This window comes from Vibrio sp. S17_S38, from assembly GCF_014694375.1.
Classification (GTDB): Bacteria; Pseudomonadota; Gammaproteobacteria; order Enterobacterales; family Vibrionaceae; genus Vibrio.
Window position 1 is genome coordinate 165,800 of record NZ_JAAUWW010000002.1, and the last position, 14,196, is coordinate 179,995.

12 protein-coding genes are annotated in these 14,196 nt (G+C 40.0%); 4 read left to right on the forward strand and 8 right to left on the reverse strand.

The genetic code is table 11. The features are described from left to right. Window positions 1-9: 9 nt before the first annotated feature. Together galK and galM are read left to right on the forward strand one after the other, a co-directional pair. Complete coding sequence (gene galK / locus HC725_RS02370) at window positions 10-1,191, forward strand: galactokinase (RefSeq protein ID WP_190330163.1); 1,182 nt, start codon at window positions 10-12, stop codon at window positions 1,189-1,191. Between the two features lie 41 nt (window positions 1,192-1,232). Beyond that, window positions 1,233-2,288 (forward strand): galactose-1-epimerase, encoded by a 1,056-nt coding sequence (gene galM, locus HC725_RS02375; protein WP_342365915.1) that lies wholly within the window; start codon window positions 1,233-1,235, stop codon window positions 2,286-2,288. Between the two features lie 131 nt (window positions 2,289-2,419). Here the strand turns inward: galM and nanQ are convergent, their stop codons facing one another. From nanQ to HC725_RS02405, 6 genes are all read right to left on the reverse strand, one after another. Continuing rightward, window positions 2,420-2,887 (reverse strand): N-acetylneuraminate anomerase, encoded by a 468-nt coding sequence (gene nanQ / locus HC725_RS02380; protein WP_190330164.1) that lies wholly within the window; start codon window positions 2,885-2,887, stop codon window positions 2,420-2,422. A gap of 111 nt (window positions 2,888-2,998) precedes the next feature. Beyond that, complete coding sequence (locus tag HC725_RS02385) at window positions 2,999-4,480, reverse strand: sodium:solute symporter (protein WP_190330165.1); 1,482 nt, start codon at window positions 4,478-4,480, stop codon at window positions 2,999-3,001. Window positions 4,481-4,527: 47 nt separating this feature from the next. Continuing rightward, window positions 4,528-5,397 carry an N-acetylmannosamine kinase gene (locus HC725_RS02390; protein ID WP_190330166.1) on the reverse strand — a complete coding sequence of 290 codons (870 nt, stop codon included), beginning with the start codon at window positions 5,395-5,397 and terminating at the stop codon, window positions 4,528-4,530. Next, on the reverse strand, window positions 5,390-6,106 hold the full coding sequence (locus HC725_RS02395) for an N-acetylmannosamine-6-phosphate 2-epimerase (protein WP_190330167.1): 717 nt from the start codon (window positions 6,104-6,106) through the stop codon (window positions 5,390-5,392). The genes HC725_RS02390 and HC725_RS02395 overlap by 8 nt, the downstream gene beginning before the upstream one ends. A 261-nt stretch (window positions 6,107-6,367) precedes the next feature. Next, the gene (locus tag HC725_RS02400) at window positions 6,368-7,453 is read right to left on the reverse strand and encodes a porin (protein ID WP_190330168.1); all 1,086 of its coding nucleotides are present in this window, start codon (window positions 7,451-7,453) and stop codon (window positions 6,368-6,370) included. Between the two features lie 324 nt (window positions 7,454-7,777). Next, the gene (locus tag HC725_RS02405; protein WP_190330169.1) at window positions 7,778-8,644 is read right to left on the reverse strand and encodes a MurR/RpiR family transcriptional regulator; all 867 of its coding nucleotides are present in this window, start codon (window positions 8,642-8,644) and stop codon (window positions 7,778-7,780) included. A 313-nt stretch (window positions 8,645-8,957) separates the two neighbouring features. Here HC725_RS02405 and HC725_RS02410 point away from each other — a divergent pair, with 313 nt between their 5' ends. Together HC725_RS02410 and nagA are read left to right on the forward strand one after the other, a co-directional pair. Beyond that, window positions 8,958-9,851 carry a dihydrodipicolinate synthase family protein gene (locus HC725_RS02410; RefSeq protein WP_190330170.1) on the forward strand — a complete coding sequence of 298 codons (894 nt, stop codon included), beginning with the start codon at window positions 8,958-8,960 and terminating at the stop codon, window positions 9,849-9,851. Window positions 9,852-10,030: 179 nt separating this feature from the next. Next, a complete protein-coding gene (gene nagA, locus HC725_RS02415) occupies window positions 10,031-11,164 on the forward strand; it encodes an N-acetylglucosamine-6-phosphate deacetylase (protein WP_190330171.1) in 1,134 nt (377 codons plus the stop codon). Window positions 11,165-11,264: 100 nt separating this feature from the next. Here nagA and HC725_RS02420 read toward each other — a convergent pair whose 3' ends face one another. Further along, the gene (locus HC725_RS02420; protein ID WP_342365912.1) at window positions 11,265-12,080 is read right to left on the reverse strand and encodes a 3'-5' exonuclease; all 816 of its coding nucleotides are present in this window, start codon (window positions 12,078-12,080) and stop codon (window positions 11,265-11,267) included. A 2-nt stretch (window positions 12,081-12,082) separates the two neighbouring features. Continuing rightward, complete coding sequence (locus tag HC725_RS02425) at window positions 12,083-13,960, reverse strand: DUF294 nucleotidyltransferase-like domain-containing protein (RefSeq protein ID WP_190330172.1); 1,878 nt, start codon at window positions 13,958-13,960, stop codon at window positions 12,083-12,085. Window positions 13,961-14,196: the final 236 nt, after the last annotated feature.

Here is a 14,196-nt window from a genome sequence, read left to right on the forward strand (position 1 = left end):
GTAAACATTATGAATGAACGTACCCAGCAACTTATTAACGCCGTGAATGGCGCTTTTGAATCTGCTTTTAATTATGCTGCAACCCATGTTATTCAAGCTCCGGGGCGAGTGAACTTAATAGGGGAGCATACTGATTATAATGATGGCTTTGTTTTGCCTTGCGCGATTGATTACCAAACGGTGGTAGCAGCGTCAAAACGTGATGACAATATCGTGCGAGTGGTGGCGGTTGATTTCGATAATCAAGTTAATGAATTTGATATTTCTAAGCATCTTGAATTTGATAACGATATTATGTGGGTGAACTACATTCGAGGTGTGATTGATTGCCTGCAAAAGCGCGGGTTTGAATTTACCGGTGCCGATATTTCTGTCAGTGGCAATGTTCCTCAAGGCGCAGGATTAAGTTCTTCTGCTGCGTTAGAAGTGGTGATCGGCCAGACCTTTAAAACCCTTTATGATTTGAATATTTCTCAACAAGATATCGCTCTAAATGGACAAGAAGCGGAAAACCAATTTGTCGGGTGTAATTGCGGCATTATGGACCAACTTATTTCCGCTGAGGGTAAACGTAACCACTCATTGTTGATTGATTGCCGTTCACTTGAAACCCAAGCCGTTTCAATGCCAGAAGACATGGCGATTGTGATCATTAATTCGAATAAAAAACGTGGCTTGGTCGACAGCGAATACAACACGCGTCGAGTGCAATGTGAAGCCGCTGCCGACTTTTTTAATGTTAAAGCTTTGCGTGATGTCACTCTTGAGCAGTTTAATCAGCGTCAGTCAGAGCTAGATGAAGTGGTAGCGAAACGTGCTCGTCATGTGATCACAGAAAATGACCGCACGGTTGAAGCGGCGCAAGCATTAAAAAACCATGATTTTGCTCGCCTTGCGGAATTAATGGAACAGTCTCATATTTCTATGCGAGATGACTTTGAAATTACCTGCCCAGAAGTGAATGCGATAGTGGATATCGTGAAAGCCGTTATTGGGACGCAAGGTGGTGTTCGCATGACTGGCGGTGGCTTTGGTGGCTGTGTCGTTTCCCTTGTACCACCAACTTTAGTCGACTCTGTTAAAGCGGCAGTTGAAGCGCAATATGAAGCGAAAACAGGGCTAAAAGAAACGATATATGTTTGCAAAGCGATGGATGGCTCAGGATCATTAAATATGGGCTCAGTAGCGTAAATATGAAAATGAATGATGCAAAGAATCAAACGGTGAATCGAGTGACACAAGCACTACATGAGTCGATGACGGCTGGTCTGTACTTGGATGGCCAGCCTGCAAAAATTATCACTTTGTCTAATGATTCTGGTATGTCGGTAACCTTTATGGATATTGGTGCAACGTGGTTGAGTTGCACTTTACCTATTGGGGGCGAACATAGAGAAGTGCTGCTAGGTGTCAATACAATCGATAAATTTCAACAACAGGCAGGTTATTTAGGCGCAACGGTTGGGCGTTATGCCAATCGTATTGCAGACGCAAAATTTGAGCTTAATGGTCAAGTCTATTCGCTATCAAAAAATAATGAAAAGTACTGCATTCATGGCGGCACGGATGGATTTGATAAACGACGTTGGACGGTGTTAAATCATACTCAACATCAAGTGGTATTTGAGCTTGAATCTGAGGATGGCGATCAAGGTTTTCCGGGCAACATGACAACGCAAATTACCTTTACTTTAAGTGAAGATAATCAAGTCTCGATCGACTACCAAGCCCATGTCGATAAAGCTTGTCCGGTGAATCTAACCAATCATGCTTACTTTAATCTACAAGGTGCAAAAAGTGGAGTCAGTTGCTTAGAGCATAAATTGACGGTATTTTCAGAGCAATTTCTGGCGAGCGATGAGCATGCACTTCCGACTCAAATTAAATCGGTTGAAAATACTGGTTTTGATTTCCGCACTGCAAAAACATTAAGCCAAGATTTTTTAGTGGATGATGAGCAGAAATTAGCCGCAGGTTATGACCATTCCTTTATTTTTAACCCCCAAGATACGGGGCAACTTAAACATGTCGCCACCGTAATATCCCCCGATGAACAAGTGACTATGCAAGTCTTGACCACCAAACCGGCGATGCAACTTTATAGCGGAAATCACTTAGCGCAATCGCCTTCTCGTGAAGACAAACCCTATGAAAGTTTTGATGGTTTAGCATTAGAGACGCAGTTTTTACCCGATGCGCCTAACCATCATGAATGGACGTTTAGTGACAGTATTTTGCAACCGAATCAACAGTATCGCCATACCACGGTTTATCACTTTGATTTTTAGTTTGATGAATTGTAGTTAAGTGATGATCTTTCGGTAGCATTAAATAAAAAAACCTCCGGTAAAGGAGGTTAGCACAGAGTAAATTGGGGGGGTGCCAAATAAAGGTTAAGGTTTTACAATGAAATCTAAAATTAAACTAAACAGTCACGGTGGATCTTCACCACTATTTTCTTGAGTAATGAAGATTTAGTGACAATGCAACCGGGTTTATGAGGTTCGGTTGGAAAAAAAATGGCAAACTGTGCTGGTGATAAAGTCACTTCACAACGATTAAGCAAATTTTCTACTAGGTAATAATCGCCTTCTTTATCATATTCAGTTGCATGCGTATGCTTGCCATGCAAAGCAAATTCAATACGTTCTTCTCCTGAAATAAGTACCTGCATATCAATATAATCCAAATGGACTTCAGCGCGCTTTTTGTCGGTATCACTCGTCTCAAAACTCATTACATTGGCAAACATTTTGTCGCCGTCAATATCATGACGTCCATTCGATAAGTTTACTAAATCCGTTTTTTGTAAATAATCAATCGCCACTTGAAAAGCTTGCGGTAACAATGCGTAGCTTGCTGGTTGGTTTAAGTCACCTAAAAACATATCTTGATCCTATTCACTTGCAATACAAAAGAGAATGAACGTGGATAAAAATAATACTATCCACACTCTACTTAGCCCTACTCAATCACTATTTTTATAGGGCTAGACTCATTACATAGTTAACTCTTTCAGCTCTTCTTTTGAAATATTTGATTTAAATATTGGAGCGGTTAAGTAACCCACAATAACAACAACCAAAGTACCAATAACGCCATAGAAGAAGAAGTTAAGGTTGGTAAAGGATTGAACGATGAGAACAGAAATCACACTCACAACCACACCAGTAAGCGCACTATTTGCATTGGCTTTCTTAAAGAAGATACCAAGCATAAATAGACCCGTCATTGGACCTCCCATTAAACCAATTAAGCTATTAAATGTGTCCCACAACTCACTCTCATCTGAATAAATTAAGTAAATAGAGGCAAGAACACCTAAAACACCAGCAACAACGGTAATGCTACGAGCCATAAATAATACTTTTGTTGCGGGTTTGTTTTGACCAAAGCGCTCATAAATATCAGATGTAAAACATGCTGAGATACTATTTAAGCTACTTGAAATACTCGATTGTGATGCGGCAAAAATTGCGGCAATAATAATCCCTGCAATACCGGCTGGCATTTGAGATACAACAAAGAATGGCAGAATTCCGCCGGTGTTAAAGTTCTCTGGCAAGAGTTGTGGATTTTGACTGTAGTAAGCGTATAACGCTGCGCCAACGGCAAAGAAGAAGACAGGTACAATCGCCACTAATTTTGCATTGGTCACTAAGGCTTTTTTCGTTTCTTCAATCGATTCAGTCACAATGTAGCGTTGAACGACATCTTGGCTAGCAGTGAATTGTTGTAGGCTAGCAAACAAGAAACCAATGATTAACACCGGTACATGGCTTTCGGTCCAACTCCAAGAGAATGTAGAAGCAGGGAAGAATTTATCTGCACTTGCACTTAAGTGATAAATCTCACCTAAACCGCCATCAACGTTGAAGCAGATCATAATAAAAATACCAATGGCTGCAATCGAAAGCATCACGCCTTGAATAACATCGGTCCAAATTACGCCTTCAATGCCGCCCATAAAGGTGTAAACAATACAAAGTACACCAATTAAGAACACAATAAATAATGGGTTGATATCAATAAATGGGATCAGAGCGAGTGCTGTCAAATAGATGATGATCGCGATACGCCCGATATGGAATAGCATGAATGAAATACTTGAGAATAAACGCATTCTTACGTCAAATCGTTTTTCTAGGTACTCATAAGCGGAAGTCAGATTCAATTTTCTGAAGAACGGAATGTAGTAGATGAAAACAATTGGTAATACAGCAATTGCCATGTATTGACCAATTAAGAACGTCCAATCTGAAGTGTACGCTTTCGCTGGAATCGACATAAAAGTGATTGAGCTTAGCGTGGTTGCAAATACGCTAATACCGGCCGCCCAACCAGGAATACGGCCACTGGCTTTAAAATAATCTTCTGTCGATTTTTGTCTTTTTGCAAAGTAAACGCCGACTAGCATAATAGCTAGGAGGTAAACCAGCAGCATAATGTAATTTAGGGTGCCAAATGAATGATTTTCCATTGGTATAAATCCTCGTTAATTTTGATTATGTAGTGAGTGATTAATTTTTAAAGTTTTTCACAATACAAATTTGCAGCGCCAAGCAAGCCAGCATCTGCGCCAAAATGCGCTAATTTGATATTGGTTTGATAGGCGGTAGGGTGCTGCTGTAAATAATGTTGTACTTGTTGTAGATATTGCTCAGCCAGCCCAACACTTCCTCCCAATACGACGGTTTCTAAGTCGAGAGAAATGGTTAAGTCAGCGATTAAGTTTGCAATGGTTTTAGCTGAATGATTAATGATTGCCTTTGCATCAAGATTACCGGCAAGAAAATGTTGATAAACCATCTGACCTGTACATTCGTTACCCCAGAATGCTTGGCCTTCAACTCCAATAGCGGTGCCAGATGCAATCGCTTCAACACATCCTTTTCTTCCGCATCCGCAGTTCGGGCCATTAGGATCTGCCAACATATGTCCTGCATGGCCGGATAGCCCGGTTTTACCAATCTGTAATGCCTTATCAATGACAAGCCCAGCGCCAACGCCAGTGGAGATGGTAATAAATGCCATATTAGAAACAGAATCATCGAGCAGTTGAAATTCAGCCCAAGCAGCCGCTTGTGCATCATTGATGACCATTGTCGGTAAGTGGGTAATGTTTTCGATAGTCGACTGGATTGGGAAGTGATCTAAACCGCCCAGATTCTCGGGGTTAAGCGCCGTCAATATTCCATTATTAATGATCCCAGTCGAGGCTACTGCCACGGCTTCGGCTTCGTTTATAAAAGGAATGAGTAGCTCGCTTAACACCATTGTCATTTGTTTACTTGTTGTCGGTGTTGGTACTTGCTTACGTGTGATGATTTGGTTATCAACCACCATTGCAACGGCAATTTTTGTGCCGCCAAGATCGACAGCTAAGATCTTACTCATGAGAATTACCTAATGTGTTATATCTGCCTTCAGTAACCGATTTATTAAACCAGCTACAAATATGTTCAATACGAGTAATTGCTGAACCCACGGTAACGGTAAATGCACCAGCTTCAATGGCAGATTTGGCGAGTTCAGGTGTGTTGTAGCGTCCTTCCGCCATGACACGACAACCCGATGAATTTAAACGTTTCACTAGCTCTAAATCGGGTTCTTTTGGTGTCTCTGCATTAGTGTAGCCAGACATGGTCGTGCCAATTATTTCAACACCAATAGAGTGACAATACATACCCTCTTCATAGGTCGAACAATCAGCCATAGCTAAGCAACCTAATGAATGAATTTCTTTTACTAACGTGCTGATATCTTCAGGGCGAGGTCGGTTTGTTGCATCAATAGCAATAATATCGGCGCCGGCAGCTTGTAATTGACGAACATCATCAAGATAGGGCGTGATTCGAATTGGGCTATCGGTTAAGTCTCTTTTTACAATGCCAATAATCGGCACTGTTACGGTTGGGCGAACGGCTTGCAGGTTGTTAATCCCTTCAATGCGCAAACCGGTAGCACCACCGAGAACTGAAGCCTGTGCCATGGCGGCGATAATGCTAGGCGTATTCATTGGGCTTTCATCTACCGGTTGGCAAGATGAAACAAAACCAGTTGATAATTGCTCGAGGCAGCTTTCGTTGTGAGCCTTAGTATTCATATTTTATGTTCCGATCATGCTTTTAAATGAAGTTATACTCCAATAATACCTTTATGGAGTTTTACTTCAATGTATTCGTGTTGAAATGGAGATGTACGCCACACTTTTAATGTTGAATTAAGGAAGTATGCTCTGATATATAGGTATCTGAAGTCTGGAGTCAGACTCCGAAAAGTTATATTGGGCTTTGCTCTGGCATAAAAATGCCCTCAATGTCAGAGATCCAACTAATGAGGGCTATTGGTGTTGTTTCGTTAAACTCTAAATTTCAAAGCGTAAGTTGACGCTGTAGAAATTCTCATCAGCATCGCCGGCAAAGTTTGTTGATGTACCTTGGTTATTGCCGTTTTTACCATCACGAATTTCATAAGTCGTGTAAATTGATGACCAATTATTCAGTTTGTATTGGACTTCAAAACTGGTGTCTTTTAGCTCTAATTCGTCGCCACCTTCGTTGTCGAGGTTACGGTAACCAATACGAGCAATCCAGCTATCGGTGATATTATAAATAGCCGTAAATTCCATAACTTTATCGGTACTGGTGCCAGTATAACCGCTGTAATTTTCTAATCGGCCTTCTGAATATAACGCGCCCAAAGTTAGGTCATTGAGGTAGTATTTAGTACCCGCACCCCAGAATTTATAATTGGCACCATTATTTTCTGGTTTGTAGCTGGCATCTGAATCGCTATCACCTTTGGTTTGTTGGTAAACAACGACCGGGGCTAAAGTACCGGCAGCGCCCATATCAAAGGTGTAACGTAACCCTGCGTTATAACCATAATCTAAATCGGAGGTATCATTACCAAAGATATAGGCAGCAGATACATCTAAATTGCCAATGGTATTTTGGTATTGCAGAGTGCCATCTTGACGGAAAACTTGTACGGCAGTGGCATCGACCTTGTTTACTTCACGAGCCACCGCTACATCGGAGCTAGAGAATACATCACCAATGTCGGTTAGCATGATTAATCCAGAATCAACACGCCCACCTTTTAATTTACCGTATTCATGGCCATCAATCCCTGCCCAAACATAACGCGCAGTGAAATCAGAAGAGTCTGGATTTAGCGAGTTCGCGTATTCAGCGGCGCCAATTTGGTATTGAGCCTGACCAATAATGTCAAAATGTTCATTAATATTCTGTGAACCACTTAAACCAATACGGCTATCAAACAACCCACGAGCATCTTGATCATGGGTATCTTTATTGGTGATTTTATAGCTTAAACGGCTGTAAAGGTTCACATGAGAACCATCATCTGATTTATAAATATCAACAGCATGAGCGACAGAAGGTAATAATAGTGAAGAAATCAAAGTAGGTAATAATAACTTTTTCATATCTAAGCCTTTGTTTTAAAGTGAATAATTTATTTATTATTGTTCAGCTGCTTAAGAGTCTTTAATAATTTTGACGTGGTAAGAAGCGATGAGGTGCAAACTATAGCGGTAGGAGTTTAACTTCAATGTAATTGATCTATAATGGAGATCTGCGCCACATTTTTTGTGTGTGAGAGGTAAAAACTGTGTGGTAAGTATGCGAAGGTTGGAAGGAATTTAATCGAGAGATGTTTTAAAAATCAGCGGGCATAAAAGTCAGCGGGCATAAAAATAGCCTAAATGCGATACTGTCATATTTAGGCTATAGGGAAAGCAATGGCTTGTTTAGCCATCCAAAGCCGATGTTGTCTTGATCTTATTGGCTTGAGTGTTATCGGGATCTTGTCGAACCAACAGGGTATAGATTAGATCGAGTACAAATAATTGAGATATTTTAGTCCCGATAGAATCGCCTTGTAGTTTTCCTTGACGATTACCATTCACCAAAACAAAGTCTGAATAGGATGTAATTGGTGAGCGAGGATTATGAGTGATCGCAGCGGTACTGGCCCCAGATTCTTTTGCTAATTTTAACGCTTTAGTTGTTTCTACGGAATTACCTGAATGACTAATACCAATCGCCATATCACCAGGTTGTAGAAGCGATGCCTTCATATACATAAAATGGTTATTGGTTAACGCATCAACGTTGAAACCAATTCGCATTAATTTATTTTTAGCATCCTCTGCGGTGATCCCAGACGAACCAACACCAAAAAAGTAAATAGAACGACTATGCTTAATTTGCTCTGCTACTTTTTCTAATGTTTCAAAATTCAATAGATTCAGTGTCTCACCTAAAACAGCATTAATTGAATTGTAGAGCTTTTGACCAATTATTTCAGCGTTATCGTTTTCAGTAACTTCGGTATCTAAAATGGATTTTTCATCTTGGTTAATGGAAGACAACTCAATCGCCAATTCCATTTTAAAATCTTGAAAGCCTTTAAACCCTAAAGTACGACAAAAACGTATTATGGTTGCTTCACCAGCGTTGACGGCACTGGATAATTCCGCAATTGATAGTTTAGTCACTTCAAAAGAGTGCGCTAAAACGTACGTTGAAATCCGCTGAGCAGAGGGCGTTAAGCTTTCGTGTAAACTGCCTAGCATATCTAACACTTTTCCAGCTCTTAAAGATTGAGTGTGCATCGTTTTGATTCTCTTAAGCTAAGCATAAATTGTAAGTGAAATGTAATAATACATGGTTGATAGAGTGATTGAAATAAAACTCCATTTAAGTCATTCGACGAAAGTCAAACTTTAGTCAATTTCGGTAATAGAAATAGTGTAGAAGAATCACAATTTACAAAAATGAAGGTAATTTTGAGCAAGTTTTGGTTGCAGGATGAAATATAACTCCATAGAATAAATTAAAACTCCATGCCTGATGTTAATTTTGAAGTTTAACTTCTTCGGTTGTTTCTTATCATTAATTCTGACTTACTAATTTGAGATAAATATTATGGAAAAGCTAATCGGTTTAATTGCTGCGCCTCATACTCCATTTGATAATAATGGGAACGTCAATTTTTCGGTTATTGACCAAATTGCCGACCACCTAATCAAAGATGGTGTCAATGGTATCTATATTTGTGGTACCACAGGTGAGGGTATTCATTGCTCTGTTGAAGAGAGAAAAGCAATCGCTGAACGTTGGGTTGCCGCTTCTAAAGGTCAGCTTAAAATTACTGTCCACACTGGTGCTTTGAGCATTGTCGATACATTAGAATTAACTCGTCACGCAGAAACGTTAGATATTTTTGCAACTTCTGCTATTGGTCCTTGCTTCTTTAAACCAGGTTCAGTGAAAGAGCTTGTTGAGTACTGTGCAACCGTTGCGGCTGCAGCACCATCAAAAGGCTTCTATTACTACCATTCAGGTATGTCTGGTGTAAATGTTGATATGGAACAATTCTTGATTGAAGCGGACAAACGTATTCCAAACTTATACGGCCTGAAATTCAATAATGGTGATCTTTACGAATATCAACGTTGTTTACGTGCTTGCGATGGCAAATACGATATCCCATTTGGTGTCGATGAATTCCTTCCTGGTGCTTTAGCTGTCGGTGCAATCGGCGCAGTAGGTAGTACTTATAACTATGCTGCTCCACACTTCAATCAAATTATTGCTGATTTCAATAAAGGTGATCACGCGGCAGTGATCAGTGGAATGGATAACGTTGTTGATCTCATCCGTGTTCTAGTTGAATTTGGCGGTGTTGCGGCGGGTAAAGCAGCAATGGCATTGCATAATATTGATGCGGGTGATCCGCGCTTACCGTTAACACCACTAACTGCAGATCAAAAAGCTATCGTGGTAGACAAAATGCGTAACGCGAGTTTTTTAAAGTAAGATCTTGAGACAATCGGTTCTAACTATTCGACGTAGTGATTAGAAAAATTTATGAATCATGAACTCCTATAGATCGATATTAATAGATGCCGCGCACTGGATGTGGGCGGTATTTCAATTTTAGAGCCGTATTGGACTTGTTTTCTCAGGTTAGAATATCGGTTTAATGAGAACTTCTAATGAAACAATATGCCATTTCTGCCAAACGTATTTTTGATGGGGAAGTATTCCATACTAACTCTGCTTTGTTATGGGAGGACGATACTATTATTGATATTGTGCCGATTAAAAACATCCCCAAACATATAACAATTAAAGATTACCCTGAGTCAACTATCACTCCCGGGTTCATTGATATTCAAGTCAATGGCGGCGGTGGGGTGATGTTTAATGAGTGCACAAATGCCGCAGGTATTGATATTATTTGTAAAGCACATCGTAAACATGGAACCGCTTACCTGCTTCCTACACTTATCAGTGATACTCATCAAAAAGTATCAGAGGCGCTCATAGCAGCTCAAAGTGCATTAGATAATAAAGTTCCTGGAATGTTAGGTATTCACCTAGAGGGGCCATGGTTGAATCCAGAAAAGAAAGGTGCACACAATGACAAACATTTTTATGATCCTGAAATATCGACATTAAAATTACTACCTTGGTTACAGACTGGTACCACTCTGATCACGCTAGCGCCAGAGAAGGTGAATAATGACTCGATTGAATGGCTTTCAAAAAATGGAGCTATATTGTCATGTGGTCATAGTAATGCAACCTCAGAAGAGCTCTATAATAAATCACTTGAGCATATAAGTGGGTTTACCCATTTGTATAACGCAATGTCCCCCTTTGAAGGACGTCAAGCTGGCGTAGTTGGAACCGCACTTATGAGCGATCATGCATGGTGCTCAATGATTACCGACAATATACATGTATCAAAAGAAAGTGGGTTGTTAGCTCATAGAGTTAAGCCTAAAGGAAAACTAGTTATCGTGACTGATGCGATGGCGTCTTTGAGCAGCGAAACAAATTCATTTAAATTGAATGATGAATTAATTTCTGTGGTTGATAACAAATTAGTGAATGCGAACGGTAATTTAGCGGGAGCTCATATTGGTATGGATGATTCTGTTGCTAATGTGATTGAATGGGGTATTGATGAAGCTGAAGTATTTAAAATGGCCTCAACCTATCCCGCAAAGGCAATTAAGCAAGATCGTTTAGGAAAGCTAAAACCCGGCTTTTATGCCTCTGCTACAATTATTGGATCTGATTATAAAAGCCAGCAAGTATTAGTGCATGGAGAGCTGCTTTAAACATATATTAAGGGGACTGTCGAGCATCAAGGGCTAAACATCCCCTAAATCTTTTTATTCTATTGAACTACTAACTCTCAAGTTAATACAAGTTAAAACCTCACTGTGACTTCTGGTATAAAATCCCGATTGGTTCAATGGCTTGTCCAAATAAGCGCCTTTTTTGAGCCAGAAAAAGCTCAGCAGTTGCGGTGGCATCCATTAAAGCATTATGGGCAGGGTAGTCTGGTAATTTATAATCACTGCGTAGGGCGGATAAGCGAAAATCATTTTGATAGCGCTTATTCAGTACGGTTGCTTGTTCAATTTTTAGGGTGTCTAACCAAATGAGTGGAAAATCCACCTGGTTATGGCTTAGGAAAAACTGGCTGAGAAAGCGTTTTTCTATGGTGGTGCCATGTGCGATCACTAGGCTACTTGGTAGGCTTTCAAAAAATAGCTGCATGGCTGTTTCAATCGCAATACCCTCTTTTTGTTGCTCAGGCAAAATATGATGAAGTGAGCGAGCAATATTTGTTGTTTCGGTATTATTGCTGATATCGCTGTCTTCTATAATGCTGGCGATGGCTGGTTCATTGATAATAAAGTGCTGAGCGGTACTGAGTTTAATCACACCTTCAATAATATGAACCCAACCAATACTGACGATATGATCAGAGGTTGGATCGAGACCTGAGGTTTCAAAATCGACAACCGTAAAAGACAATGCTTTACAATCTTGCTTTGGGGTTGGATAAGGCTGTATCAATAAGCGTTTTAAGTGAGCGGGCAGTTGAGTTGTCGATTGTTCTAAAAGCATTTGCCTTTGTTGCTCTAAGCGAAGCAGAGGATGACGATTAGAAAACAAATTCATTATGCCACTAAAGCTATGTTTGTTGGTTGATTGCTCAGCGTTCTTATCAAGCTGACTGGACACGATTAGCCTCCAAATTTCATTTTAATTAAATCTTGAAAGCTTGAAATGATCCGAAATGCATCCTTTAAATGTTGACGTTCAAAACTACCAAATAAATCCGGTTGTAGCTGATTATCAATCGGATCATCATTTTGTATCGCTTGTAGCTGGTGTTGATATCTTAATTGATTGACATAATGATACGTTTCACTGAGGTCTTGGTAAGTTGAATCATTAAAGACTTTTTCGTCGCGTAAAAAGTCAATTCGTTCACTGGTATTGAGACTGCAAGCTTGAGGTATTAACTTGCCTTGGTTCATTAATGCATAAATGCGTACCAAATCGACCACGCAGCTAATGGCGGCTTTTTTGATGTTGAGTACCTTATTATTATTGCCGTCTTTTTCTAATACTAGATGTTGGAAGATCCCCAATGGCGGGCGAGTTCTGAGTGCATTTCGCACCAAAGCCATAGTGAGCTGCATATTATTAGTCACCAACTTATGTCGGTAATTATCCACTTTTTCAAATAAAGCCTGATCACCATAAACGGGGCGTATTTCTAAAAAAACATTCAAATTAAGCAATAACTCGTACTCAGGGTTGGTACTCCATTTCCGGTAGTATTCCTGCCAAATTTGCGCTTTTTGACACCATTGGTGAGTCGCAGCCATAAAACGACCGGTGCATAATGTGTACCCTAATTCCGATAACGATTTACAAATACTCATCGCAAAGTGGTTGAAATAGATCCTATCAGACGCCGTCGCGGTATCGGCAAGAATAATGGCATTGTCTTGATCGGAGGCTAAATGCACTTCGTTGCGAGCATGCGATCCGGCGACTATCCACGTGAAGTTACAAGGCGGTTGACCAAAATTTTCTATCGCTAATTCAATCAGGCGGTGAGTAAAGGCATCGTAAATCATGCTTAATACTTGCCCAACAATGGTCGGAGATGAATTACTCTGCATAATGCCTTCAAATGCAGAGTTACGTTGTTGGGATAAATCGAGCAGCTCGCTCATTGAATTGGCGTGACGAATTTTATCCAATAAAAAAATAGACTGTACGCTGTTATTTTGAATTAAATGCTGCGGAGTAATGAATCCGGTCACTTGCTTTTTATGGTTGAGAACGGGCACATTTTGGATATTGTGTTTCATCATTAATTGCACCGCAGCAATCACTAATTCATCTTCATATACGGTGTAAAGCTGCTGAGACATAATTGAGCTTATTGGATCGCAAACATTTTTCGCCTCAGCCACCACACGTTTCGTCATGTCTTTATCGGTGATCATTCCGATCAATTCTTCGTCTTTATCGACCACAAATGCACACGGCACTCCAATCACATTTCGCATTTTATGAGCGACGGCTTGAATGCTGTCATTAGGAAAGACAATGGCGATAGTCGTATTGGCAATATCACTATTAGGACGAAGATATTGTGTCTGGGAGTGGTGTTTGTTGCTTTGTTTGACATTCTCAGCATGCAAACGTGTTTGTTGGTTAAACGCAAATTGTGCAGTGATTTGAGGATGCTCGACGAGTGCTTCGATTAAGGCATGATAATCGAAACGATAAAGTAGAGTGTTTTCTATCGCATGAATAGTGTAGCCAGGTTCAGTCGGGTTTTGGTGTAAGTTAAAACCAAAAATATCTTCAACCCCAAGTTTGGCGCGTAGACTGCCATCGAGATTATTTTGTTGTACTGTTCCGGTACGAATAATGTAGAGATAGGTCACATGGTCATCATGAACGAGCGTATCGCTACAACCGAGCAATAATATGTCTACCGTTTGCGCAATATCATTGAGCGCGCTTTGAGGCAGTTGATTGAAAGGGTCAATATTTTGTAAGAAAGATACAATGTTGGGCAGTAATTCATTATTCATATTGGTCCAAACCGCTAGGTTGAAAGATAAACTTTTTGAGGGTTATCTTAAAAATAAAAGTTTAAAAGACAAACAATTAAAAACAAAACAATACCTTAAAAAAATCCTAAAAGGCCATTCATACTTATCGTCATTGGATAATAACAATTTGTATGAATGGCCTTAAGTTAGGTGGTACAAAACCACGTTACCACTATAAATTTAATTAAAAGCAAGTCTCATTAAAAAAAAACACG

Coding starts and splice junctions, on each gene's coding strand:
- galK (WP_190330163.1), top strand. CDS start 10: ATGAATGAACGTACCCAGCAACTTATTAACGCCGTGAATGGCGCTTTT.
- nanQ (WP_190330164.1), bottom strand. CDS start 2,887: ATGTTTTTAGGTGACTTAAACCAACCAGCAAGCTACGCATTGTTACCG.
- HC725_RS02385 (WP_190330165.1), bottom strand. CDS start 4,480: ATGGAAAATCATTCATTTGGCACCCTAAATTACATTATGCTGCTGGTT.
- HC725_RS02390 (WP_190330166.1), bottom strand. CDS start 5,397: ATGAGTAAGATCTTAGCTGTCGATCTTGGCGGCACAAAAATTGCCGTT.
- HC725_RS02395 (WP_190330167.1), bottom strand. CDS start 6,106: ATGAATACTAAGGCTCACAACGAAAGCTGCCTCGAGCAATTATCAACT.
- HC725_RS02400 (WP_190330168.1), bottom strand. CDS start 7,453: ATGAAAAAGTTATTATTACCTACTTTGATTTCTTCACTATTATTACCT.
- HC725_RS02405 (WP_190330169.1), bottom strand. CDS start 8,644: ATGCACACTCAATCTTTAAGAGCTGGAAAAGTGTTAGATATGCTAGGC.
- HC725_RS02410 (WP_190330170.1), top strand. CDS start 8,958: ATGGAAAAGCTAATCGGTTTAATTGCTGCGCCTCATACTCCATTTGAT.
- nagA (WP_190330171.1), top strand. CDS start 10,031: ATGAAACAATATGCCATTTCTGCCAAACGTATTTTTGATGGGGAAGTA.
- HC725_RS02425 (WP_190330172.1), bottom strand. CDS start 13,960: ATGAATAATGAATTACTGCCCAACATTGTATCTTTCTTACAAAATATT.